A 23552-nucleotide genomic window follows, 5' to 3' on the forward strand; every position below is an offset into this window, starting at 1 on the left:
CGTTCCCGCTCGCCGAGCTGCGCCCCCAGCCGCGCGGGGAACCACGCGCGCTGCTGGCGCAGCTGATGTCCGCCGCGGCTACGGCGGACCGGCTTATCGCCGACCGCACGCTGCGCTGGCGGGCGGGAGGCATGCCGCTGACGGGCTGGGCCCTCGGCGGCCATTTGCACTTCAGCGGCGTGACGCTGACGGCGCCGCTCTTGCGCGCGCTCGATAACTATCTCGCGCTGCCGATGCTTTTGCTTGAGGACGTCCGCGCGGGAGCGCGTCGTCCTCGTTACGGCGTGCTCGGCGATTTCCGGATTCAGCCGCATGGCGGCTTTGAGTACCGGACCTTGCCGAGCTTCCTGGTATCCCCGGTCATCGCTAAAGGCGCGGTCTATTTGGCTCACCTTATCGTGAGCCATTATGAAGACCTGACGCTGCGCCCACTCGACCGGGAAGACCTGCATATCGCCTACTACGGCGGCGATAAATCCCCGCTGCGCGACGCAGTACCCCCTCTGCTGGCGCAGCTACGCTCTATAGGCCGCTACGAGAAGGCCGCCCAATACATAGAGCCTTTATTTCAGTATATCGCCGCTGAACGAACGTGGGATGAATCTCGCGATATCCGTGAGCTGTGGTGCAGCAAAGTTAAAGCTTAAGCTTATATTTCAAAATATTAGAAAGTATTAGTTTTTCACTATCCCTTTTATCTAATATTTCTCGCATAAACGCATACCGTCGTAATAAGGACGCCGAAGGCGTTTATGCTTGTCTACATGTACATGATGCTCCAAGAGCCGATATCCTGAAATCCAAGTCGTTTGTATATGACCCCAGCATGAGGGTTGTCATAAAAGAGGCATATAGATTTCCCTTCATGGAGCAAGTCTGTACAAAGCTCTGCAACTACACTTGTAGCTAATCCTTGCTCTCTGAATGCTTGATGCGTGGCGACTCCTACGATCATTGCTGACATGGAATTTTCCGCCGATGTTGATGCCGTTGCTATAACCTGATCTTCACGTTTCATATAATACGTGCGGCCGGTGCCACTCGCCAATGTTTTACGTAGGCTTGTTCTCGATCCATCCCGGCTGCTTTCAAACTCTTCTATAGTATCCGTAAGAGAACAAATCGCTTCCACATCTTGAACGGTTGCTTTATTAATGTTATTAGCAGATGAATAGGGCGCTTTAATTTTGGGATTCAGTTCCTTTAGCTCAGCAAAGTACAATTGCTTTCCTTGTTTAAAGTTAATCACTCCGTTAAAGGCTTTTACTACTTCGGTTACACCAGAAATCATATGAATATCGTTGTCTTTTCGCATGATTGTAGCGAATCCTTCCACATCAAACGACCCATCCGCGTAAGGAAGATAGCTTCTATAGAAACGTAATAGAACGGCTTTTATTCTACCATCAGATGGATCTATCTCTCCCCACAATGCCATAAAATCCTGTTCAAACCCGAAATTCTCTACATCTCCAATGATGAACAAATTAAGAGCAGGCTCTTTCTGTAACAACGCCATTAGAAGTTCCCGATCATCCTCCGTAAGTCTTCGTATCATTTGGTATTCTCCTTTGATTTTCTTATCATCTAACGCTCTGTGTTAAGATTTTACAATATTAAAATGCAGAAGAATACACCTCTTTCTAATGAACGATGGATGCTTGAAATATAAACAAAAGGTACTTCCCATTGAGCTTCAGTAATAGTGTCGGATTTCGTGATTTTTTGTCTGAGGATCGAGAAGAATGAACTTCTAGCGGTTGCAGGATGACTTTGTACAAATATAAGAAAGTATAAGTTTCATCCTCTACATTAACCTTATATTTCTCGCACAAACGCTTACCGTCCTTAAAGGGACGCCGGAGGCGTTTTTGCTTGGCTTACTTTCTGCTATAATGGAGGACAGCAATAAATAGGCATGGAGGTTGACCATGGCACAATATACGCCGATGATTGAGCAATATTTAAAAGTAAAGGAAGGGGCAAAGGATGCCTTCCTATTTTTTAGACTGGGCGATTTCTATGAAATGTTCTTTGAAGACGCCATTTTGGCTTCCAAGGAGCTTGAAATTACGTTGACAGGTCGCGAAGGCGGGGGCGCAGAGAAGATCCCGATGTGTGGAGTACCTTATCACGCCGCCGAGGGTTATATTCAACGCCTGATTGAAAAAGGATATAAAGTCGCTATTTGTGAGCAGTTAGAGGATGCTTCTGTCACAAAGGGAATGGTGAAGCGGGATATCGTACGTGTCGTGACACCTGGAACAGTTATGGATGGAAAAATCATTGCCGACAAAAGCAACAATTATCTTGTTTGTGTAACCGAAAGTGATGGGATGATGGCATTAGCTGCATGTGATTTAACTACAGGTGAATTGTATGTTACTTCAGTGTTATCTGGTGCAGAGTGGCTGCGAGATGAGATTGGCATTTATGAACCGGCTGAGATCATCGGAGACCCGACGTTATTGGAGCTTTTACGTAGTGAAACGCCTCTGTTAGCGAAGCCTGTCGTGTATACACCTTGGGAAAAACGCGAGGAGGAGCTGGCACGCCGTCAGTTCGGTGAAGCCGCATGGGTACGTCTGGAGAAAGAACGTGGACAATGTCTAGCGTTGCTAATCTCCTATTTAAACGAGACGCAGCGACGTTCAATGGGACAACTTAGTCAAATTTCCCCTTATGAACCAGGTAATTATATGATTCTTGATCCGTTCACTCGCCGAAATCTGGAGCTAACAGAGACGGTCCGAGAACGTTCTAAAAAAGGATCTCTTCTATGGCTTCTAGACCATACTGAAACATCCATGGGTGCACGTTTGTTACGTCGTAGAATAGATAAGCCACTGTTGCAGCGAGCTCCGATCGAACGTCGCCTTGAAGCAGTTGATTATTTGTACAATCAGTTTATTGTTCGAGAGGACCTGCGTTTAGCGTTGAAGGAAATTTACGACTTAGAGCGGTTGGTAGGCCGTATTGCTTTTGGTAGTGCGAATGGTCGTGACATGAATGCCTTAAAGCTATCACTGGCACAAATCCCTGCTTTGAAGGAATTATGTAAGACTTCGGGATCTTCAACCTTACGCGAGATCGGTGCTAGCATGGATGAATGCGCCGAGATACGGGAGGATATAGATCGAGCAATTGTTGAAGATGCGCCGGTGTCCGTGCGAGACGGAGGGATTATCCGTTCTGGTTATCATGCCCGGTTGGACGAGCTGCGGGAAGCTAGCAGTAATGGTAAACGTTGGATCGCCGAACTGGAAGCGAAAGAACGGCAAGCCACAGGCATCAAATCACTGAAGATCGGCTATAACAAAATCTTCGGTTATTTCATAGAAATCACCAAATCCAATCTGGCTTCGTTGCCGGAAGGGCGTTATGAACGTAAGCAGACGCTTGCAAATGCAGAACGATTTGTTACACCTGAGCTTAAAGAGAAAGAGGCACTGATTCTTGAAGCGCAAGATAAAATGACAGATTTGGAGTACAGCTTGTTTACTGAACTGCGTGATCGAATCAGCGGCCAAATTCCGCGACTGCAGAATCTTGCGGAAAAGGTAGCTGAGATTGATGTGTATCAATGTCTGGCAGCCGTCAGTGCCGAGCATCGCTTCGTAAAACCTGTCCTATCGGATGGGTACGATCTCCGACTTGAAGGTGGTCGTCATCCTGTCGTGGAGGCTGTGTTAAAGGACTCGGCATTTATAGCAAACGGAAGTACGCTAAGTAAGGAAGATGGAAATATTCTTTTGATCACTGGTCCTAATATGGCTGGGAAAAGTACCTATATGCGGCAGGTTGCACTCATTTGTATTATGGCTCAAATTGGCTGTTTCGTTCCGGCCACCAGTGCAGAAGTTCCGCTTATTGATCGAATCTTCACACGTATTGGGGCAGCTGATGATTTGATCGGAGGTCAGAGTACATTTATGGTAGAAATGGCCGACATTCAGGTCATGACAGAAAAAGCAACAGCCCGGAGTTTGATTATTATTGATGAGCTTGGTAGAGGAACATCTACGAGTGAGGGCATGGCGATCGCACAAGCGGTAATTGAGTATGTGCACGATACCATTTCTTGCAAAGCTTTAGTTTCGACGCATTTTCATGAATTGGCCCACTTAGAAGAAAGTCTTAAAGGGCTTAAGAATTACTCTATGGCCGTACAGGAGAGCGGGGATAAAGTAAACTTCCTGCGTAAGCTAGTTCCGGGAGCGGCAGACAGTAGCTATGGGATTTATTGTGCACGTCTAGCAGGGCTTCCTGAAGGGATCATTGATCGTGCTTACGGTCTGCTTCAGAGTATCGAGCAGGCGGCTCATCCAGGTGGTTCCTCTATTCATTATGGGGGTGGACTAGAAAGTCAGGCCGCTGCAAAAGAGGTCGCAACTACATCTATCCAACAACCCGATAGTGTCATCGCAGAAACTTCGGGGATTCCTGCAGACTCCTATTCATCAATAGCCGATGAAGTAGTTCAACTGTCTATCTTTGGCGAGGAAGAACCACGTAAGAATCGGAAAGGTAGTGCAAATCAGTCGGCTGTAGTACCTGAAGTACAAGAGAATCCTGCGATAAAAGAATTCATCATTTCTGTGCGTAACGCAGATCTTATGAATATGACTCCGCTGCAGGCTATGAGTCTGCTGAACGATCTGAAGATGAAGGCGAAGGATCTTTAATTATTGATTGTCTAAATAAGAGGTGAATGAAATTGGCCAAAATTCATATATTGGACGAGCATATTGCCAACCAGATTGCTGCGGGTGAAGTTGTAGAGCGGCCAGCTTCTGTTGTGAAGGAGCTAGTGGAGAATGCTATTGACGCTGGAAGCACAAGGATTGAGGTTTCGGTAGAAGAAGGCGGTTTACAGAGCATCCGAGTGAAAGATAACGGCTCGGGGATCGAGCCTGAGGATTGCGAGACCGCCTTTTATCGTCATGCCACAAGTAAAATCGCTAATGGGCGTGATCTATTCCAGATCACTAGCTTAGGGTTCCGTGGTGAGGCGCTCCCCAGTATTGCTGCGGTATCCAAAGTCTCTCTTCTAACGGCTACTGCCGATGACGGCAAAGGACGCCTGATTGATATTGAGGGTGGTAATTTAATTCGGAATGAGGATTCCCCTTCGGGCCGTGGGAGCGATCTGGCGGTGCGTGAATTATTTTTTAACACACCGGCACGGCTGAAATACATGAAGAGTATCCAGACGGAGCTTGGTCATATATCGGATGCCATGTATCGAATGGCGTTAGCCCATCCGGGAATCTCTTTTACCTTGCATCATAATGGCAATCAGCTGCTGCACACGCTTGGTAATGGTGATCTGCTGCAAGTGATCGCAGCGGTGTACGGAACCTCCGCAGCCAAGGCTATGTTGCCGATTACGGCAGAGGACTTGGATTATCGTATTTCTGGTTATATAAGTCGTCCGGAATGGACACGCTCAAATCGAAACGCAGTGACTACCATTGTGGGAGGACGATATATTCGCAGCAATGGTCTGAACGCAGCGATCATGCGTGCTTATCATACTTTACTTCCGATTAACCGCTATCCACTGCTGGTGCTCGAACTGGATATGCATCCTTCACTTGTGGATGTCAATGTTCATCCAGCTAAGCTGGAGGTTCGGTTTAGTAAGGAGAATGAGCTTTACACGTTCGTTGAACAAGAAATCCGTAAAGTGTTGTTAGGGCAAAGTTTGATACCGCGTCCGGGTAAAGAAACCATTGGGCCAAAGGGCAGCAGTTCATTTATACAGGAGCAGTTTGCTTTTTCCAAAGGGTCAGTTCCGCCACCTCCACCGACTGAGGTGGGCGAGGATTCAGATCCTCAGGGATCTGGTAGTTCCTTAAGTAGACAACAACCATCAAATGTTGAGCAGAGCGCCAGTGAGTTCAGAAGAGAGGGACAGATTGATACTCCGATGACCCGTGAAACGGCTCCATCCTATGGGTCAGGATACCAGTCTTCCTCTTCGCAAGGACGTCAAAATAATGTGAGCAACAACTATACTAATAATGGGTATCGCCCGCAAGAAGCTTCATCCGTGCAAAAGCAGATTCCTTCTGCCCAAGCGTTATGGGCACCGCCAGTCGATGAAGAGCCTGGGCTTCCTGCCTTCCCAGAACTAAATTATATCGGACAGCATCATGGGACTTATATTATCGCTCAGAATGACGGTGGGTTGTATCTCATTGATCAACATGCGGCTCACGAACGCGTAAATTACGAGTTTTTTTATGAGAAGTTCGGTCGTCCTGAAGACGCTTCTCAGGATCTGCTTTTGCCAATTACGCTTGAGTTCACGCCATCGGAAAGTCGTCAACTTAGTGAACGTCTACATTGGTTTCAGCAGGCTGGAGTGTACCTTGAACATTTTGGAGGACAGACTTTTCTGATTCGATCTTTGCCGTATTGGTTTCCTGAAGGCGAGGAGAAAGCGATCGTTGAAGAAATGGCGGAGTGGGTCTTGAGTGAACGATTGATTGACCTAGCAAAGCTACGAGAGAAATCGTCTATTCTTTGTTCGTGTAAAGCCTCCATCAAAGCCAATCAGAAACTAACAGAGCAGGAAGTCGAGGCATTGTTGTCTCGTCTGGCAGCATGTAGACAGCCGTATACTTGTCCACATGGGCGCCCGATTGTGATTTCTTTTTCATCCTATGATTTAGAGAAATTGTTCAAACGGGTGATGTAATTGTACGATTAGAAATTTGTTTATAGCAAGACTGGAGGCAACATGATTATAACTACGGGTTATAGCCCGATAATGGAAATTGTAGAGCGAGCTCAGAATCTCGCAGAGAGAACGGGCTGTAAATACGCTCCACGCGAGAAATTCTCCATACCCAAGATGGTGGAACACTACGGAGATGAGGATATACTAATTCTTTCTCAAGAAGCCGTTCGTTTACACCGATTAGGGATGGAGCCTATGGAGTTTCACCCAAGCATGGGTTTCGTTCGAGCGAAACGGATTCTGAAGGGTGATATAGAGCCGATGCTTGTTGCAGCACGTATGCTTCCCGGAGATAGCGTACTGGATTGTACAGCGGGTCTAGGTGCTGATTCCTTGCTGTTTGCTGTGCATGGTGGTGAGTCCTCGGTGGTTACCGCACTGGAGAGCTCATTACCGCTGTACGCACTGCTCTATGAAGGGATGCGGCACTATACCTCTGGGCAAGTAATGGTGAATGAGGCTTTGCGTAGAATTAATGTCGTGCATAGTGAACATTTGGACTTCTTACGTGCTCAACCGGATCGAAGTATAGATATTGTGTACTTCGATCCGATGTTCCGCGTGCCACTGACTGGTTCTGCTTCGATTTCCCCGTTGCGCCAGTTTGCTAATCGTGCAGCGTTATCACCAGAGAGTGTAGCTGAGGCAATGAGAGTTGCTCGTAAAACTGTTCTTTTGAAAGAGAAGGCTTTAAGCGGGGAATTCGAACGTCTTGGCTTTACAGAGCTGCTCCGGAGCAACTCCAAAACATCGTACGGGGTGATACACATTGACAACTAAAGAGAGACAAAAGGTTCTAGTCTTACTAGGACCAACAGCTGTAGGTAAAACCAGGTTAAGTTTGGAGCTTGCGGCTGCATATAACGCAGAGATTATTTCTGGCGATTCGATGCAGGTTTATCGTGGTATGGATATTGGAACAGCTAAGATCACTCCAGCTGAGATGATGGGAATTTCTCACCACCTAATCGATATTCATGATCCACAGGACCCATATTCTGCTGCTGAATTTCAGGAACAAGGTAGCAGACTTATCGAAGAGATAAGCAGCCGTGGGAAACTTCCATTTATTGTTGGGGGAACGGGTCTTTATATTGAGTCCTTATGTTACGGTTTTCAATTCTCTGAAGCTGTGGCTGACGAAGCTTTCCGTAAAGAACAGGATCAATTTGCAGAAGAACATGGAGCGCTTGCACTGCATGCCAGACTTGAAGCCGTTGATCCGGTCAGTGCAGCGAAATTGCATCCGAATGACCGCCGTAGAATTATACGGGCACTGGAAATTCATCACCAGACAAACACCACTCTTTCCGCTTCACATGCCGCTCAAAAGAAGGAGTCGCCCTATGACTTATGCCTTATCGGTTTGACAATGGACCGGAAAATACTATATAAACGTATTGAGGACCGAATTGATAGCATGCTTGCGGATGGTCTTGTTGCTGAGGTGAAGGGACTGCTGGAAAACGGCTACAGCAGAAGCCTTGTGTCCATGCAGGGGCTGGGCTACAAGGAAATTGCCGCTTACCTCGCTGGGGAACTGACGCTTGAGGAAGCTGTGATACTGCTCAAACGCGATACTCGCCGATTCGCCAAAAGACAGTTGTCATGGTTTCGCCACATGAAGGAAATCGAGTGGATCGATGTCGAAGGTGAGCAAAACTTTTCTGGAAATTTCTCGAAAATACGTGCTATAATAGCAGGAAAGTTTCTCTCAGGTCTTGAATATACTTCTGAACAATATAATTGAACCATTGGGGGTACGTCACATGAACAAGTCCATTAACATCCAAGATACATTCTTGAACCAACTACGCAAAGAAAATATCCCTGCTACAGTATATTTGACCAACGGTTTCCAAATCCGGGGAATTATTAAAGCATTTGACAATTTTACAATCGTTATTGATAGTGATGGGCGCCAGCAAATGGTGTATAAGCACGCAATTTCCACATTTACACCACAGCGCAGTGTGTCACTCATGCAAGACAATAGTAACGAAGAATAACATTTACAAATTTGAAGTGAAACCTTTCTTGTTTATAAATCGTTTGAATAGAGTGTGAGAGAGCAACCTGAGAAGGTTGTTCTTTTCATTCAGAGAAGTCCATACATGATTTATTCAAGGAAGGGAGTCAGGAGGCATCATGTCTAGAGACGATACATCAAGGACGAATAACAATAGAAATAGAGGATCGTCCAGTTCCAATTCTAATTCAAAATCAAAACCAAAAAGTAAGAAGAAAAAGAAATTTTTGACGAAGAAGCGTGTACTGTGGAGCTTATTCTTTGCAACAGCATTGGCCATTTTCTGTGCACTCGGCGGTTATCTGTTCATTATGCTGAATGGGCAAAAACTTCTCCTAGAGAACCAAGATAAGCTGACCGTTAATGAAACTACGAAAGTATATGACCGCAATGCTAATTTAATCGGCGAATTATCCCTTGAGAAGAGCGATCCAGTAGAGTATGAGGAAATTCCACCTTTATTGGTTAATGCTTTTGTAGCCACAGAGGATAAGCGATTCTTCGAACATTCTGGTGTGGATTTATGGTCGATTGGCCGGGCAGCAGTAAAGGATATTGCCGCACGCAGTATGGTAGAGGGGGGGAGTACCATTACTCAGCAGCTCGCCAAAAATATCTTCCTGACACGGGACAAGACGTTTTTCCGTAAAGCAACAGAGGTGTCTATTGCCGTAGCTCTAGAGAATCAGAAATCTAAAGAAGAAATTATTACCATGTACCTGAACCGAATTAATTTTGGGGGTACAATCTACGGAATTAAAGCAGCATCCGTTAGATATTTCGGTAAGAGCGATCTGAATGATCTTAAGGTTTGGGAAATGGCGACATTGGCTGCGATGCCAAAGGGACCGTCTCGTTACAATCCTTTGCGTAATCCGGATCTTTCAAAGGAACGTCGCGCAGTTGTACTTCAGCTCATGTATGAGCAAGGGTATATTACGGAGCAAGAGAGAGACGAAGCGAAAGTTGTGGATTATAATTACAAGCCACCTGAAAAGAAACAGCGTTATCAAGCTTTTATTGATTTTGCAGTGGATGAGGCGGAAGAGAAGTTTGGACTATCCGAAGATGATCTGAATATTGGTGGTTACAAGATTTACACCACGATGGATAAGCACGCTCAAGAAACCGTAGAAGATGCTTTTGCAGACAGTGATAACTTCGAGAAGAGTGTAGACGACGAGCTGGTACAAGGTTCTATGACCATCGTGAATCAAGAGAATGGCGGCATTGTCGCACTTCTAGGTGGACGGAATTATGAGAAAAAAGGCTACAGCCGTGTAAATGGCAGCCGACGTTCTCCAGGTTCAGCCTTTAAACCAATCGTTGCTTATGCACCAGCACTGGAAACTGGAAAGTACGACATGAATTCTACTCTTAGCAACGAGAAGCAGTGTTTCTCGAACTATTGCCCAACTAACCTTCATGGATATTCGAAGAGTATCAGTATGAGTGATGCTATACAGAAATCGGAGAATATTCCTTCGGTCTGGTTGCTTAATGAAATTGGAGTGAATACCGGATTTAAATTCGCCAAGAAATTGGGAATTGGTCTGGAAGATGAAGACAAGAACCTCTCACTGGCTCTCGGAGGTATGAGCAAAGGAACGAATACACTGGAAATGGCGCAAGCCTACAGTGCTTTTGCAAATGGCGGTGAACTACGAGAATCCTATTCCATTAAATCGATCTCGGATAGCAGTGGAGAGACCGTCTTCAAAGCCAATATAACGCCTGACCGTGTTATGAGTCAGGAGACGGCTTATCAAATGACTGAGATGATGCAAAGGGTTGTAGAGAGTGGTACGGGTAGAAAAGCAAGGATTGACCGTCCTGTGGCCGGTAAGACCGGTACGACTCAAAGTGGATATTCTGGAATCAGCTCGAACCGCGACGTATGGTTCGTAGGTTACACACCAGAATGGACAGCAGCGGTGTGGATGGGTTATGACAAGCCAGGCAAGAAACATCTGCTTAAGAATAGCAGTGGGCTTGCCGCAGCATTCTGGGGTAAGGTGATGGAGGAAGCGTTAAGGGATGTTCCTAAGAAGTCCTTCCCACAGCTAGATAGTGAAATCGCTCCTGCACCTACAGAAACACCTGAACCAGCTAAGAACGTCAGTGGACTTACAGCAGCTTATGATCCATCTACGATGACAGTAAATCTGGGCTGGCAGGCAGTTCCAGTTGCGGGAGTAGAATATCGTATATATCGTAAAGAGACCTCTGAGGCTGATTTTAGCTTACTGTTAAATACAGTCACGACTAGTGCAGGAGATTTTAGTGCAATGCCTGGTCTGGTTTACGAGTATTATGTTACTACTTATGATCCTGCAACAAAAGTGGAAAGTGAACCTTCAAATGTGGTTACTGTCTCTGTGCAGGATGAGATGCCAACACCTGAGCCAACCATCGATCCTAATCTTCCGACACCAACCCCTGAGAATGGCGGAGACAATGGCTGGGATAACGGCAATGGTGGAAATAATGGTGGTGGCAACAATGGAGGCGGGAATGATGGTGGAACAGGAACCTTGCCTGAATTCACTACGCCTCCACCGTCAGCAACACCGATACCTACCGCTCCACCAGATGTACCTTCTGGAGGCGGAAGTTCAGGGAATGACAGTGGTAATGCAACAACAAACCCTGATCAAGAGGCTGGCAATGTGAATGGTGATTCTTCTGCTCAATAGTGACGCTTAGAATTTATGAAGTTAGCTATTCCTTACCCGAAGCTGTCTCAAAAGTAGTGAATGCTACTTATGGGACAGCTTTTTTTATATCTCCATATTTTTCTAATAGGATCTGTGATAAAAATTTGCTGTATTTTGGAGGATGTTTTGAGTGTATCCTCTAAATGTGGTAAGCTGAAGAAACCATACTGGAGAGGGTAATTTCTATGAAACGTAAATTCGGAGACCGGGCCAACTGGCGCCGGATTACGCGCCGCCATTTTGCCTGCCGCTATGTGGAGAGCCGGGAATTCAGCGGATATATTACGCTTTATACCATCTACGGGCTGAAAGAACCACTGTGGAAGAGCTATGGACGGCATACATATCGTATTGCGGATAAAGGTTATTCCTGGCTGCAATATTTTCCCAAAGACAGTCACTATATTGTGACGGCTATGTTCGACGAACGGCAAAATATCATTCAATGGTACATAGACACCTGCAAGGTGCAGGGCGTCACAGACCAAGGCGTTCCATGGTTTGATGATTTGTATCTAGATGTGGTTGTGCTTTGGAATGGCGAGGTTTTCTTGCTTGATGAGGATGAATTAGAGGAAGCGCTGGAGAGGGAAGATATTTCCGAGAGTGATTATAAACTCGCCTGGGAGACAGCCAATACTATTTTACGCGGCATCGATGCTCATGCTTTCCCTTATTTCTCACTATCTTTGAAGCATCGAGCCGAATTATTTCATCATGGAGAATTCAGGAGGAAATAAAGAAATGGAATGGTACGTCTACGGAAGAGGTTCTTCCCCGATCCGGATTGTTTCCAAAAAACGAAAATTCTGGACGAAACGAACGTTGCTTATTGCTCTATCGATTATTGTGATTGCTGGATTGTTGTGGTGTGCTTATGCGTTAAACAATATTAATAAAGCTGCCACGACAGATCCTATGCAAAAGGCGGATGTTGGGATCATTCTTGGCATGTCGATGTGGGGGGATGAGCCTAGCCCAGGACTTAAGGAACGGCTGGATTACGGACTGAAGCTTTATCAAGAAGGAATGTTCGCTCATCTTATTGTATCTGGTGGTTTAGATAAACCTGATTTACAATACACCGAAGGTCAAGGAATGCGTAATTATTTGGTTGCTAAAGGAGTGCCAGATAGCGCCATTTACGTAGAGAATGAAGCTACCAGCACTTACGAGAATCTTTTGTTTAGTAAAGAGATTATGGCACGTGAGGGTTTGTCTTCAGCAATAATCATTACGCATACTTATCATGGGTGGCGGGCTCATGAAATTGCTGACGAGCTTGGATACGTGAATCCTGAGCTGGGACTTACAGAATCCACTGTTCTATCGATGACAAGACATAAAACACGTGAGATTCTAGCCTATACGAAATGGAAGCTTCAGCAGCTATTCCTGTGATTTGTCCAAAAAATCCCGAATCTTCTAATAACACTTCATTTACTGGAATAGACTTGATTAGAGAAGTCAGCCCTGGATAATGAGGTGATACCGATGAGCGGACGCGTAGCAGCGGCCAGTGGACGGGAGGAAGAAAGACCGTCTCGACAAATCAATATTGTATTGCGGAGTCAAGAGCCTCCGGCTATAACTAACCCTTCTGGAGAGAGCCGGCCGGTACCTCCAAAAAATCACGGCCACACTAGCCTGTTCCAAGAGTTAACGTTAGAATTGGAAGGTTTAGTGGGTCTGGACAATATCAAAGAGCTAGTCTTTGAAATCTACGCCTTGTTACAGATTGCTCAAATGCGAACTGAGGCAGGACTTGCAAGCGGTGGGCAAGCTTATCACATGGTTTTTAAAGGGAATCCGGGAACTGGTAAGACAACCGTGGCTAGAATTGTAGCTAAGCTGTTCCAGCGTATGGGTGTACTGACCAAAGGACATCTCATTGAGGTGGAGAGAGCCGACCTTGTAGGAGAATACATCGGTCATACTGCTCAGAAGACCCGCGATCTGGTGAAAAAGGCTTTGGGCGGTATTTTGTTTATCGATGAGGCTTATAGCCTTGCTCGCGGTGGAGAAAAGGATTTTGGAAAAGAAGCGATTGATACGCTCGTCAAGGCTATGGAGGATCATCGCAGTCAATTTATACTTATCTTAGCGGGGTACTCTGGAGAGATGGAGTATTTTTTGATGAGCAATCCCGGATTGCCTTCACGGTTTCCGATACAGGTGGAATTTCCTGATTATACGATCGATCAACTGCTGCAAATTGCTGAACTGATGGCAAAAGATCGTGACTATATTTTGATGCCACAGGCGATACTCAAGTTAAAGCAGCATTTGTTAGTAGAGAAGACGGAGAGTCTTCATGCTTTCAGTAATGCGCGGTATGTTCGCAACGCCATTGAGAAAGCTGTTCGGGGTCAGGCTGTAAGACTGTTAAACCAGTATGAAAGTACCAGCCCAGGCAAGCAGGAATTAATGACGCTTCGAACTGAGGATTTCAAATTATGAATTACAGGATACTATCACCGTCATAAGGAGCATGACATACATGGCAATAACTACGCATGATACGGAAACAGATGTACAAGATCGGGCGATATTGGTAAGTCTCGTCACAGATAAAATTAAAAGAACCGGAATTGATCCAGAGCTTTCACTACAGGAATTAGTGCAATTAGCCGAAACGGCTGGTGTTGAAGTTCTGGATGTGCTGCGTCAAAACAAGGAAACGCCTGATTCTAGATGGTTTATTGGTAAAGGTAAAGTAGAAGAGCTGCGGATGGCTGCTGATGCTCTCGGGGCTAATACAGCTATCTTCGATCAAGAACTGTCCGGAGCCCAAGTACGGAACCTTGAGGAGGCTCTGGATCTTAAGATTATTGACCGGACGCAGCTTATTCTGGATATTTTTGCGGGGCGTGCGAAGACGCGAGAAGGGATTATTCAGGTAGAGCTGGCACAATTGTCCTATCTGTTACCTCGGCTTTCCGGCCAAGGGAAGAACTTATCCAGACTAGGTGGAGGAATTGGTACCAGAGGTCCGGGTGAAAGTAAACTGGAAACCGATCGCCGACATATTCGTGATCGGATTACGGAGCTGAAACGCCAGCTGGATGAGGTTGTTAAGACTCGTGAGTTACATCGGGAGCGTCGCCGCAAGGCGGGAGCAGTGCAAGTCGCACTTGTTGGGTATACGAATGCAGGGAAATCAACGCTCCTTAAACAACTAACCGATGCGGATGTTTATATTGAAAACCAGTTGTTTGCCACACTGGACCCTACTTCACGTGTACTTGAGCTAGCAGGAGGTAAAGAGGTTGTGCTTACGGATACTGTAGGCTTCATTCAGAATCTTCCGCATGATCTTGTCGCATCTTTCCGTGCAACGCTGGAGGAAGTGAATGAGGCCAATTTGGTGCTACATGTGGTGGATGCCTCTTCACCAATGCGTGAGGAGCAGATGGAAATTGTCCAATCTATCTTGCAGGATTTAGGTGCAGCTGGTACACCGCAAATCGTACTTTTTAATAAAATTGATCTATGTCAGCCTGAGCAACTGGAAATGTTGCCTACAGGTACAGGGTACTTGAAGATCAGTGCATTTAACCCTGAGGATTTAACCCGGATTACCGAAATTATCGCCGATGAACTAGCCGGCGAGACACTCAACTTCCGCATTCCCGGAGACCGAGGCGATATTTCTTCCTTGCTCTACAGAGTGGGAGAGGTCCTGGAAACGACTTATGATGAGAACGATGTGCTCTATAACGTTCGTCTTAATAAAGAGGATTATGACAAATGGGGTTACATGCTTGCTGATTTTGTGGACCAGCAGTAATCTTGTCAGTCATTCCTAAAGTGAAAATGCTTCGTTTGTAGGTATGAAATAATAGCTAATCTAGAAAGCGTCAGTTTACTGCCGCTTTCTGTCATTATGATGGCAAGTAAATGTAAGGAGCGAATAAGAACGAATGGTAGTTTTTGCAGAGGATATTTTGAGCGCGGCAGAGGCCGCAGAAGTTGAAATAGAAGGCGCTGTCAAAGCCCTTGATCGTATTGTAGATAAGAATCAATGGAAGGTTATAGAAGCGTTCCAGCGTCATCAAGTCAGTGATTTTCACTTTGCCGGTTCTACGGGGTATGCGTATAATGACCGTGGCCGTGAAGTGCTGGATCTTGTCTATGCTGACGTTTTTGGTGCGGAATCAGCTCTGGTACGCCCGCATTTCGCTTCAGGAACACATACCATATCAACAGCCCTATTTGGTGTATTGCGTCCAGGAGATGAGCTGCTATACATCACAGGGCGTCCGTATGATACCTTACATAAGGTGATTGGTCACACAGGGGATGGGACAGGTTCTCTTGCAGATTTCGGAATCACTTACCGAGAGGTTGCTCTTACAGCAGATGGCAAGATCGATTGGGATGAGGTAGCTCTCGCTATTAACGAAAATACTAAAGTAATTGGAATCCAAAGGTCACGAGGATATGATTGGCGTGCTTCTTTTACAGTAGCTGAAATTGGTGAGATGACTTCGAGGGTAAAGGTGTTGAAACCGGAAGTGATTGTCTTCGTAGACAATTGTTATGGTGAGTTTACCGAAGAGCTTGAGCCTCCACAGGTTGGTGTGGATCTAGTAGCAGGATCGTTAATTAAGAATCCTGGTGGGGGTATTGCTGAGACGGGCGGTTATATTTGTGGCCGACAGGATCTTGTGGAATTGGCAGCTTATCGATTAACCGCTCCTGGCATAGGTGGTGAAGTAGGGGCTATGTTAGGAACAACTCGTGGGCTCTACCAAGGGTTGTTTATGGCTCCTCACACGGTCGGACAAGCTTTAAAAGGGAGTGTTTTTGCTGCATCCGTATTTCAGCGTTGCGGGTTTGAGACAAAGCCAGCGTGGAACGAGCCTCGTACAGATTTGATTCAGGCGGTGTCCTTTGATGGGCCAGAACACTTAATTGCCTTTGTTCAGGGTATACAGCGCGCTGCAGCTGTAGACAGCCATGTGGTACCAGAGCCTTGGGATATGCCAGGTTATGAACATCCTGTTATTATGGCTGCAGGTACGTTTATACAAGGTGGAAGCTTGGAGTTATCTGCAGATGCGCCTATACGAGCACCTTATATTGGCTATATGCAAGGCGGATTAACCTATTCACATGTTAAATATGGCGTTTTGATGGCACTTCAAAGTATGCGTGAAAGAAAATTGCTGTAAGAATATCTCACATACCATTGACGCGCTGTATTAGGAAATGTACAATGAGATCAGAAAAAGATCATTGGAAGGTTGGATGAGTCATGGGTGATGAAATCCGCAGAAATATGGCATTATTTCCTATTGGAATTGTAATGAAGCTGACTGATTTGTCCGCGAGACAAATTCGTTATTATGAGCAGCACAGTCTGATCGTACCAGCGCGTACGTCGGGGAATCAGCGTTTGTTCTCTTTTAATGATGTTGAGCGCCTATTAGAAATTAAAGCTTTGATCGAGAAGGGTGTTAATATTGCTGGCATTAAGCAAGTAATGAATCCTGTCACTAAGGAATCCGAGGAAGCTACTGTTATTACCCCTGATACAGAGGTTAGACGTAGAGAGTTATCCGATTCCCAGCTTCACCGAATGCTGAAGCAAGAACTAGTTTCCGGTAAAAGACCGGGACAAGTGTCTCTGATTCAAGGTGAGTTATCCCGGTTTTTTAATAAATAATAATATATAGAAGTTCGAAAGGGAGAGGATCACATGAGCTTTTCTAAAGAGGATATTTTACGCATTGCCAAGGAAGAGAATGTTCGTTTTATTCGTCTGCAATTTACGGATCTATTAGGTACTATCAAGAATGTAGAGATTCCAGTTAGCCAATTGGAAAAAGCACTTGATAACAAAATGATGTTTGATGGTTCTTCCATCGAAGGTTACGTACGGATTGAAGAATCTGATATGTATCTCTTCCCTGACCTTGATACATGGGTAATCTTCCCTTGGGTGACAGATAGTCGTGTAGCTCGTCTGATTTGTGACGTCTATATGCCAGACGGCACACCTTTTGCTGGAGACCCGCGTGGTATCCTCAAGCGTTGTCTGAAGGAAGCAGAAGAAATGGGTTTCACAGCTATGAACGTTGGACCAGAACCTGAATTCTTCCTATTCAAGACAGACGAAAGAGGCAATCCTACTACGGAATTGAACGACCAAGGTGGATACTTTGACTTAGCGCCAACGGATTTAGGGGAAAACTGTCGTCGCGAAATCGTACTGACCCTTGAAGAGATGGGCTTTGAAATCGAAGCTTCCCACCATGAAGTAGCTTCGGGCCAGCATGAAATTGACTTTAAATATGCTGACGCGATTACTGCTGCTGACCAAATTCAAACCTTTAAGCTTGTCGTGAAAACGGTAGCCCGTCAACACGGCCTGCATGCAACTTTTATGCCTAAACCATTGTTCGGTATCAACGGATCTGGTATGCACGCCCACCAATCCTTGTTTAAAGGCAAAGAAAACATGTTCTACGACGAAAGCGACAAGCTGGGTCTGAGCAAAACTGCACGTTACTACATGGCTGGTATTTTGAAGCACGCTCGTGCTTTTGCAGCGATTACTAACCCAACAGTGAACTCATACAAACGCCTTGTTCCTGGTTATGAAGCACCTTGCTACGTAGCTTGGTCTGCAAGTAACCGTAGCCCAATGATTCGTATCCCGGCTTCTAGAGGTCTTAGCACACGTGTTGAAGTTCGTAACCCGGACCCAGCAGCTAACCCTTACCTCGCACTTGCTGTTATGTTGAAAGCAGGTCTAGACGGAATTAAACGCAAGCTTGATCTTCCAGCTCCGATTGACCGTAACATCTATGTGATGTCTGAAGAAGAGCGTATCGAAGAAGGCATTCCAAGCTTGCCATCCGATTTGAAAGAAGCACTTAGCGAAATGATCCGCAGTCATGTTATTACCGAAGCTCTCGGCGAACATGCTTTGGCTCACTTCTACGAGCTAAAAGAAATCGAATGGGATATCTACCGCACACAAGTTCACGAGTGGGAAAGAGCACAATACATGACTCTTTACTAGAATAAATCAGCCCTTGGCGCTCTAAGCGTTGAGGGTTTTTTTCTGTGGGGGTAAGGTTATGAGGTTTTGTGGAGGTTTATGAGCGCCCCCGTAATGCCCCCTAAAAATGTAGTTTCATTCGAGGATACTTCTCATATGAGCTTCAAATTTCTCCATACTGCTTTCATTTATTTTCTTTGAAATATGTGCATATATGTCCGCCGTGATTCTCATACTACCGTGACCTAAACGTTCTTGTACGTACTTCATATCGTTACCAGCCTCAAGTAAAAGGACATCATAAGTGTGACGAAGAGAATGGATCGGCATCGCTGGGAGACCAATACGTTTCAAAATTCGCGAAAAAGAATTGAATTTAGAGGATTTCGGCTAACCCGTGACGAAGCCGCGGCATGTGTTAAGCCACTTTATATCACAGGTGGACCCGGATGGCGTCCGGAACGTCCGAAAGGCTAGGCAATTCTTCCAAAATATCGATGTGTGGAACTTAAAGTTCATGTGGAAGCTACAGAACAACCTATTGCTTATCTTCATGTGCGAAACGCAATACTACCCGTAAGAAGGTGAAGAAGGAAGTATCTCCTTTGAAGCAAAAGATATTCGCTGAACACAAACCAGGTAAGAGTACGGCAGATAGAGGTGAATTTCCGCGAGATTAGATTACTTGAGTCGTTTGAGACTAACGATCTAAAGATCTTCACTGCAATGTTTACTGATGCTCTTAATGGCTATGCTGCACAGGGGTCTTATCATCCAAATGATCGATTTGAAGATTATAAAATTCGTATAACAACGAGGTTATTGCATTATTGTTTATCAGGAATGCTGAACAGTTAGCTACAAGAGGCAAATAGATATGAAAAAAGAGCTGTTTTCACAGCCCCTCTGGAATAGAAGATTACTCAGGCATGATCCAAACAATCTCACATATCCGGACAAAGAACTTTCTACCTCTAGTATCTAACACAACATGGTCTGGTTTGACATCAACTACACATCCGCTGACTCCACCACGAGTAGTTTCTAACACAACTTGTTTTCCAATAATAGATTTTAAGGTTTCTACAACATATGGATCAACAGGGTATACCACGATGGATTGTGGCATTTGGTGCATTTGATGCATTGAATTTATTTGGTTCATTGGATAATTCAACATATTACCTCCCAATTGGTTATACGTCATCCTATGCTGATGCCTAGCCAATGTACTGGGCAGTAACCCATTTTCAAAATAAGGCTAAGCCATTAATCGGGGATAGCCCCAGTAGCGGAACCTCATTTATCTTTAGGGGTTTTGGGTTTACCTGTCTGAGGCAAGGCAACACCAAAAACAATTCCCAAACCAATACCTAATACAATGTTGTGGAATGCAAATCCAAAAGCAACAGCAAAGCATATTCCTAGACCCAAGCCGTAAAACTTTTTATTTTTATCCATATGTAACACTCCGATTTCAATTATTTAACAATTGTACGTGGCTTATCAAAATAAGTTTCGTTAGTCCCAGGGAGAGAAAAGACATGGAAACATGGGATAAATACCGTTGTGAGTGCGGCAGGAAATACGCGATTGAGCAGATCTCGGGCGATGAACTGGAGGAACCAGCTTGCCCGGAGTGTGGCGAAACGAATAGTGAGTTGCTGACGGATGAATAAGCAGCAGATTCTGTTCTGTATCGACTACAACCTTGAAATTATCGCTGATTTTGAACGGGATATACAAGGAGCTGAAAAGAAACTGCTTCAATGCAGGCGAGATTATAACACTCGGAGCACAGATCCGGGCTGGTGAAATGTTTGAGTGGCTTGAGAAATCCGGAATTCCTTGGTTAAGGGAGACGCAAGGGATGATTCAGGAACATGTTGAAATCCTACGCCTGCAGCTTACTGGGATGAGTTATGAAGAAGCAGTGACCCAGCTGCAGGCCGATGTACAACAAGGAACTTTATTCTGAGGGCATAGCCCATAAGGAGAGATAAACGAAATGGCAAACAACCAACGCTCAAGAAATCAGGACTGATACCGGAAGACAAAGTAATCATGCATTCATGCTACAAAGCTCGGAAGGAAAAATACAAGGATAAGGTTTGGACGGTGAAGTCGGAAACGTGGGACTTGTGCGGATCAGAGGTATTGCTGCTGGAAGGTTTTAATGGCGGGTTTGCCACTGAATATCTAAAGAAGGGAGAGGGTTAACCACCCTCTCCCATATAAAGGAGAGGACAAATAACCAGTATGTATTGAAAGAACAATTATGCAAACAAGTTGCTTAGCGCCAGGGGTTGGACAAATGCGGAGACTATAATCGGGGAATGCTTGGTGACCTTAAACGATCGATGACGAGATAAATTAAACCCAACCAAGGTAAGAAAATTGTCAGTATGACAGCAATAACAATCTTCCATATTTCGGATTTCTTTTTCCACATAACTCTAGCAACAAAAATTGGAACAAGTATACGTAGTGCATATATTCCAATACCAATGAGTATATATTCCATTTCAATTCTCCTTATGTATTATTTATTCTCTATTTACTATCGGTTGGAAAAAAATCATTATAAACATTTCTTCAATTTATTTGAAAATACGATGAAGAAATGAGGCAAAGCCATGAAGTCCATACATCATTCAGCCGTGGGTAACACTGATAGCTCTCAATGTGAAGAAGTTTGAAACGCGCGCCCACAAAGCACAGAGGACCACTCGCTATCTATGCAGGGAAGAAGATTGATAAAGAAGCCTGCGAGTGCCAGAGATTAAAGCAGCGTTGGCTCGGAACGGTTATACAGTGGACAACTTACCGACTGAGGCTGTGGTAGCTATTTCAGAGTTGATAGATTGCTTCAGATTCCGGCGAGATGTGTTGGGCGGAGTGATTGCCTTAGAATCAGACACTCGAAAAACTCACTTCAATACTCTTGATAAAAAAGTATTCCTTCGGATGGTTTGATCAAGGACGCTATGCTTGGGAATTGGCAGAAATTAAGCAACTGCTGGCTCCGATTCCAGCCAAAGGGCAACAACAGATTTGGAACTGGGAAGGAGTGCAGTTATGAGTGAATCAGGAAAAATTCCCTTATCCAGCATGACACCATAGAAGAGATAAAGAGAAATTTTAAAGCAGGTTCTCCATGGTGGTTCATGATTAAAAAGGCAGACATTGCGTATTTAATTCACTCACTAGAAGAGTCACAACAACAGAACGCGCGTTGGAAAGAAGCTGTAAACGGGTTGATGATGGCTGACAGATGTTCAGAGGGATTTAGCGGAGGCACAGCAGACCATATCCCGGCAAAAGGTGGAGTTGGATGAATATCAAGGGCAATGAAAATCCTGACCGAGTGGGCGAACGCAGAGGAAATGAATGTTTCTGATTTGATTTCTGAGCGAAATGATCTACAGGAAGCATTTGAAAAGATTAAATCCGCCGCGCCAAATCCTTTTTATCACATGGCTTCGGATGCTCTGAAGTGAAATAAGGAAGGGAGCAACAAGTCATGACACAGGCAAAGGATAAGACAAACATTTGCCCCCGAGAGAGGGCAGAGGCGGCATTTATCACGCTTAGTATTGTTAAGTAGACATAAGGCGTAACAAATGCTATTCGTTTTTCTTCTGTATCAGCTTCTCTATATAAATCCAAACATAGTAAGTAATCCAAAATGCCATCATGGTTGCTAATAATGCATAAGACCTTTTATCGTATGGAAGAGTGAAAGCCAAGATGATCCCTAGAATGAGGAACGGTGGTGAAAGGGTGAAATATTTCTTTTTCTGCAATTTAACTTTCTCCTTATTATTAATTAGTTATAAGTACATTATCACTATCAACAAATTATTGGAAGTGTGGACATGATCCTATGCGATCTACCATACGGCACAACGCAGAGCCCTTGGGATTCTATCCTGCCGTTTGATCAGCTATGGAAGGTATATGAACGGATCATTAAGGATAACGGGGCAATCGTCTTATTTGCTAAAGCACCATTTGATAAGGTACTCGCAGCCAGCAATATGTAATTATTTAAATATGAATGGATATGGGAAAAGAACAAGGCAACAGGACACTTAAACAAAGGTCATGCCGCTGCAAGCTCATGAAAACATACTAGTCTTTTATAAAAGGCTGCCGACCTATAATGCTCAAATGAGTCAGGGACATAAACCAATGAATGCAGCGACTAACAACAATAAATCATCTGTTTATGGTAATGGAATTCCGTGGTCAAACGAGGCTGGAAAGACTGAGAGATTGCCGCGCAGTGACTTGTGCTATCCGGTAGTTAACAACGATGATCCTGAACTAATCCATCCAAATCAAAAACCAGTGGAGTTGTGCGAATACCTCATACACACCTGCACCAACCTGGGGAAACCGTCCTAGACAATTATGCTGGAAGTTGTACAACGGCTGTGGCTGCATCAAGGACTGGAAGAAAATATATCGCTTTAGGGCGTGATGAACGACATGCTGCAGACGGAATGGAACGGTTGAAGAATATGCAATTAACGTTGTTCTAAGGGGCGAAAGCCATCGTCCGACAGCATAAACCCAGCAACGCGGGGGCCGTACCAGATCATTAAGGGAGTAGGAGTATCCCTCCTCTCCCAAAGGCACAGTAGACGTATACTGCGACATAAAAAAAGATAAAAGTGATTATGCACCCTTATCTTTTTCAAGCAATTCTATTATTCTGTCTAATTTTTTCTCTATGCTAGCATTTTTATCTGAAACCTTGTTTTTAGTTAGATAATCTCTTTTTAACAGTAAAACCAAGGGAATCGCCCAAATAAATGCCAATGGTATTAAGAAAATATATTGCAAGATAACACCTCATTAATAGTTATTGTTTTATTATAACAAACAAAAACTAAATAAAAGAACTTATTTGAAGTTATTTGGGAGCGTCAAGAATTATGTGTAAATGAAAATATGCCACTCTTGTAGAAGTTCGTTTAGTTTTTGTTAGAGAACATTGCTAGAAGTTCTGATCGAGCTTGATCGAAGCCAATATGACAA

28 protein-coding genes and 1 pseudogene are annotated in these 23552 nt (G+C 44.7%); 23 read left to right on the top strand and 6 right to left on the bottom strand.

The annotated features are described in order from the left end of the window. On the top strand, positions 1-647 hold a 647-nt coding region (locus L1028_RS29780; protein WP_423803109.1), incomplete at its 5' end, for a putative amidoligase domain-containing protein. 113 nt (positions 648-760) lie between these two features. Here the strand turns inward: L1028_RS29780 and L1028_RS29785 are convergent. Further along, positions 761-1558: a GNAT family N-acetyltransferase gene (locus tag L1028_RS29785; protein ID WP_234541753.1), complete on the bottom strand. Its 798-nt coding sequence runs from the start codon at positions 1556-1558 to the stop codon at positions 761-763. Positions 1559-1931: 373 nt separating this feature from the next. Here L1028_RS29785 and mutS point away from each other — a divergent pair, with 373 nt between their 5' ends. From mutS to glnA, 13 genes are all read left to right on the top strand, one after another. Continuing rightward, a complete protein-coding gene (gene mutS, locus L1028_RS29790; protein WP_234541754.1) occupies positions 1932-4685 on the top strand; it encodes a DNA mismatch repair protein MutS in 2754 nt (917 codons plus the stop codon). 32 nt (positions 4686-4717) lie between these two features. Next, the gene (gene mutL / locus L1028_RS29795) at positions 4718-6706 is read left to right on the top strand and encodes a DNA mismatch repair endonuclease MutL (protein ID WP_234541775.1); all 1989 of its coding nucleotides are present in this window, start codon (positions 4718-4720) and stop codon (positions 6704-6706) included. Between the two features lie 42 nt (positions 6707-6748). Continuing rightward, complete coding sequence (locus tag L1028_RS29800; protein WP_234541755.1) at positions 6749-7528, top strand: class I SAM-dependent methyltransferase; 780 nt, start codon at positions 6749-6751, stop codon at positions 7526-7528. Further along, positions 7518-8498 (top strand): tRNA (adenosine(37)-N6)-dimethylallyltransferase MiaA, encoded by a 981-nt coding sequence (gene miaA, locus L1028_RS29805; protein WP_234541756.1) that lies wholly within the window; start codon positions 7518-7520, stop codon positions 8496-8498. The genes L1028_RS29800 and miaA overlap by 11 nt, the downstream gene beginning before the upstream one ends. 19 nt (positions 8499-8517) lie before the next feature. Further along, a complete protein-coding gene (hfq, locus tag L1028_RS29810; protein WP_042128368.1) occupies positions 8518-8757 on the top strand; it encodes an RNA chaperone Hfq in 240 nt (79 codons plus the stop codon). A 139-nt stretch (positions 8758-8896) separates the two neighbouring features. Further along, positions 8897-11473, top strand: coding sequence for a transglycosylase domain-containing protein (locus L1028_RS29815; RefSeq protein WP_234541757.1), 2577 nt, complete (start codon positions 8897-8899; stop codon positions 11471-11473). 206 nt (positions 11474-11679) lie between these two features. Then, positions 11680-12234, top strand: coding sequence for a ribonuclease FAU-1 family protein (locus L1028_RS29820; RefSeq protein ID WP_042128364.1), 555 nt, complete (start codon positions 11680-11682; stop codon positions 12232-12234). A gap of 4 nt (positions 12235-12238) precedes the next feature. Then, on the top strand, positions 12239-12895 hold the full coding sequence (locus L1028_RS29825) for a YdcF family protein (protein ID WP_234541758.1): 657 nt from the start codon (positions 12239-12241) through the stop codon (positions 12893-12895). A 93-nt stretch (positions 12896-12988) separates the two neighbouring features. Further along, entirely contained in the window at positions 12989-13954 is a 966-nt protein-coding gene (locus tag L1028_RS29830) for an AAA family ATPase (RefSeq protein ID WP_234541760.1), read from the top strand. Between the two features lie 40 nt (positions 13955-13994). After that, positions 13995-15284, top strand: coding sequence for a GTPase HflX (hflX, locus tag L1028_RS29835; protein ID WP_234541761.1), 1290 nt, complete (start codon positions 13995-13997; stop codon positions 15282-15284). Positions 15285-15417: 133 nt separating this feature from the next. Further along, positions 15418-16671, top strand: coding sequence for a methionine gamma-lyase family protein (locus L1028_RS29840; protein WP_234541762.1), 1254 nt, complete (start codon positions 15418-15420; stop codon positions 16669-16671). Between the two features lie 83 nt (positions 16672-16754). After that, positions 16755-17165 carry a MerR family transcriptional regulator gene (locus L1028_RS29845; RefSeq protein ID WP_234541763.1) on the top strand — a complete coding sequence of 137 codons (411 nt, stop codon included), beginning with the start codon at positions 16755-16757 and terminating at the stop codon, positions 17163-17165. A gap of 33 nt (positions 17166-17198) precedes the next feature. Then, complete coding sequence (gene glnA, locus L1028_RS29850; RefSeq protein ID WP_042128352.1) at positions 17199-18527, top strand: type I glutamate--ammonia ligase; 1329 nt, start codon at positions 17199-17201, stop codon at positions 18525-18527. Positions 18528-18641: 114 nt separating this feature from the next. On the opposite strand, the pseudogene L1028_RS29855 reads toward glnA, so the two are convergent. Next, a pseudogene (locus tag L1028_RS29855) lies at positions 18642-18896 on the bottom strand (tyrosine-type recombinase/integrase); the annotation flags it as partial. On the opposite strand from L1028_RS29855, the gene L1028_RS29860 reads away from it, so the two are divergent. Beyond that, complete coding sequence (locus L1028_RS29860) at positions 18813-18983, top strand: hypothetical protein (protein ID WP_234541779.1); 171 nt, start codon at positions 18813-18815, stop codon at positions 18981-18983. The pseudogene L1028_RS29855 and the gene L1028_RS29860 sit on opposite strands and share 84 nt — an antisense overlap. Before the next feature lie 442 nt (positions 18984-19425). Here the strand turns inward: L1028_RS29860 and L1028_RS29865 are convergent, their stop codons facing one another. Then, the gene (locus tag L1028_RS29865) at positions 19426-19671 is read right to left on the bottom strand and encodes a DUF2642 domain-containing protein (RefSeq protein WP_234541778.1); all 246 of its coding nucleotides are present in this window, start codon (positions 19669-19671) and stop codon (positions 19426-19428) included. A 134-nt stretch (positions 19672-19805) separates the two neighbouring features. Then, entirely contained in the window at positions 19806-19967 is a 162-nt protein-coding gene (locus tag L1028_RS29870; protein WP_234541764.1) for a glycine zipper domain-containing protein, read from the bottom strand. Between the two features lie 83 nt (positions 19968-20050). On the opposite strand from L1028_RS29870, the gene L1028_RS31415 reads away from it, so the two are divergent. From L1028_RS31415 to L1028_RS29890, 5 genes are all read left to right on the top strand, one after another. Further along, positions 20051-20185, top strand: coding sequence for a hypothetical protein (locus L1028_RS31415; RefSeq protein WP_279306935.1), 135 nt, complete (start codon positions 20051-20053; stop codon positions 20183-20185). A 32-nt stretch (positions 20186-20217) separates the two neighbouring features. After that, positions 20218-20484 (top strand): hypothetical protein, encoded by a 267-nt coding sequence (locus L1028_RS29875; RefSeq protein WP_234541765.1) that lies wholly within the window; start codon positions 20218-20220, stop codon positions 20482-20484. A gap of 966 nt (positions 20485-21450) precedes the next feature. Beyond that, positions 21451-21588, top strand: coding sequence for a hypothetical protein (locus L1028_RS29880; protein ID WP_234541766.1), 138 nt, complete (start codon positions 21451-21453; stop codon positions 21586-21588). 85 nt (positions 21589-21673) lie between these two features. Continuing rightward, positions 21674-21844, top strand: a complete 171-nt coding sequence (locus L1028_RS29885; protein WP_234541767.1) for a hypothetical protein — start codon at positions 21674-21676, stop codon at positions 21842-21844. Between the two features lie 12 nt (positions 21845-21856). After that, positions 21857-22006 (top strand): hypothetical protein, encoded by a 150-nt coding sequence (locus L1028_RS29890; RefSeq protein WP_234541768.1) that lies wholly within the window; start codon positions 21857-21859, stop codon positions 22004-22006. A 126-nt stretch (positions 22007-22132) separates the two neighbouring features. Here L1028_RS29890 and L1028_RS29895 read toward each other — a convergent pair whose 3' ends face one another. Then, positions 22133-22312 carry a hypothetical protein gene (locus tag L1028_RS29895; protein ID WP_234541769.1) on the bottom strand — a complete coding sequence of 60 codons (180 nt, stop codon included), beginning with the start codon at positions 22310-22312 and terminating at the stop codon, positions 22133-22135. A gap of 72 nt (positions 22313-22384) precedes the next feature. Between L1028_RS29895 and L1028_RS29900 the strand changes: the two genes are divergently transcribed. The 3 genes from L1028_RS29900 (at position 22385) to L1028_RS31575 (ending at position 23053) form a co-directional block, all read left to right on the top strand. Further along, entirely contained in the window at positions 22385-22552 is a 168-nt protein-coding gene (locus tag L1028_RS29900) for a hypothetical protein (RefSeq protein ID WP_234541771.1), read from the top strand. A 127-nt stretch (positions 22553-22679) separates the two neighbouring features. After that, positions 22680-22916, top strand: coding sequence for a site-specific DNA-methyltransferase (locus L1028_RS29905; RefSeq protein ID WP_234541780.1), 237 nt, complete (start codon positions 22680-22682; stop codon positions 22914-22916). After that, on the top strand, positions 22868-23053 hold the full coding sequence (locus L1028_RS31575) for a DNA methyltransferase (protein WP_341482595.1): 186 nt from the start codon (positions 22868-22870) through the stop codon (positions 23051-23053). The genes L1028_RS29905 and L1028_RS31575 overlap by 49 nt, the downstream gene beginning before the upstream one ends. A 136-nt stretch (positions 23054-23189) precedes the next feature. Here L1028_RS31575 and L1028_RS29915 read toward each other — a convergent pair whose 3' ends face one another. Next, complete coding sequence (locus L1028_RS29915; protein WP_234541773.1) at positions 23190-23357, bottom strand: DUF4083 family protein; 168 nt, start codon at positions 23355-23357, stop codon at positions 23190-23192. Positions 23358-23552: the final 195 nt, after the last annotated feature.

Source organism: Paenibacillus pseudetheri (genome assembly GCF_924513355.1).
GTDB classification, from domain to species: Bacteria; Bacillota; Bacilli; order Paenibacillales; family Paenibacillaceae; genus Paenibacillus_AQ; species Paenibacillus_AQ pseudetheri.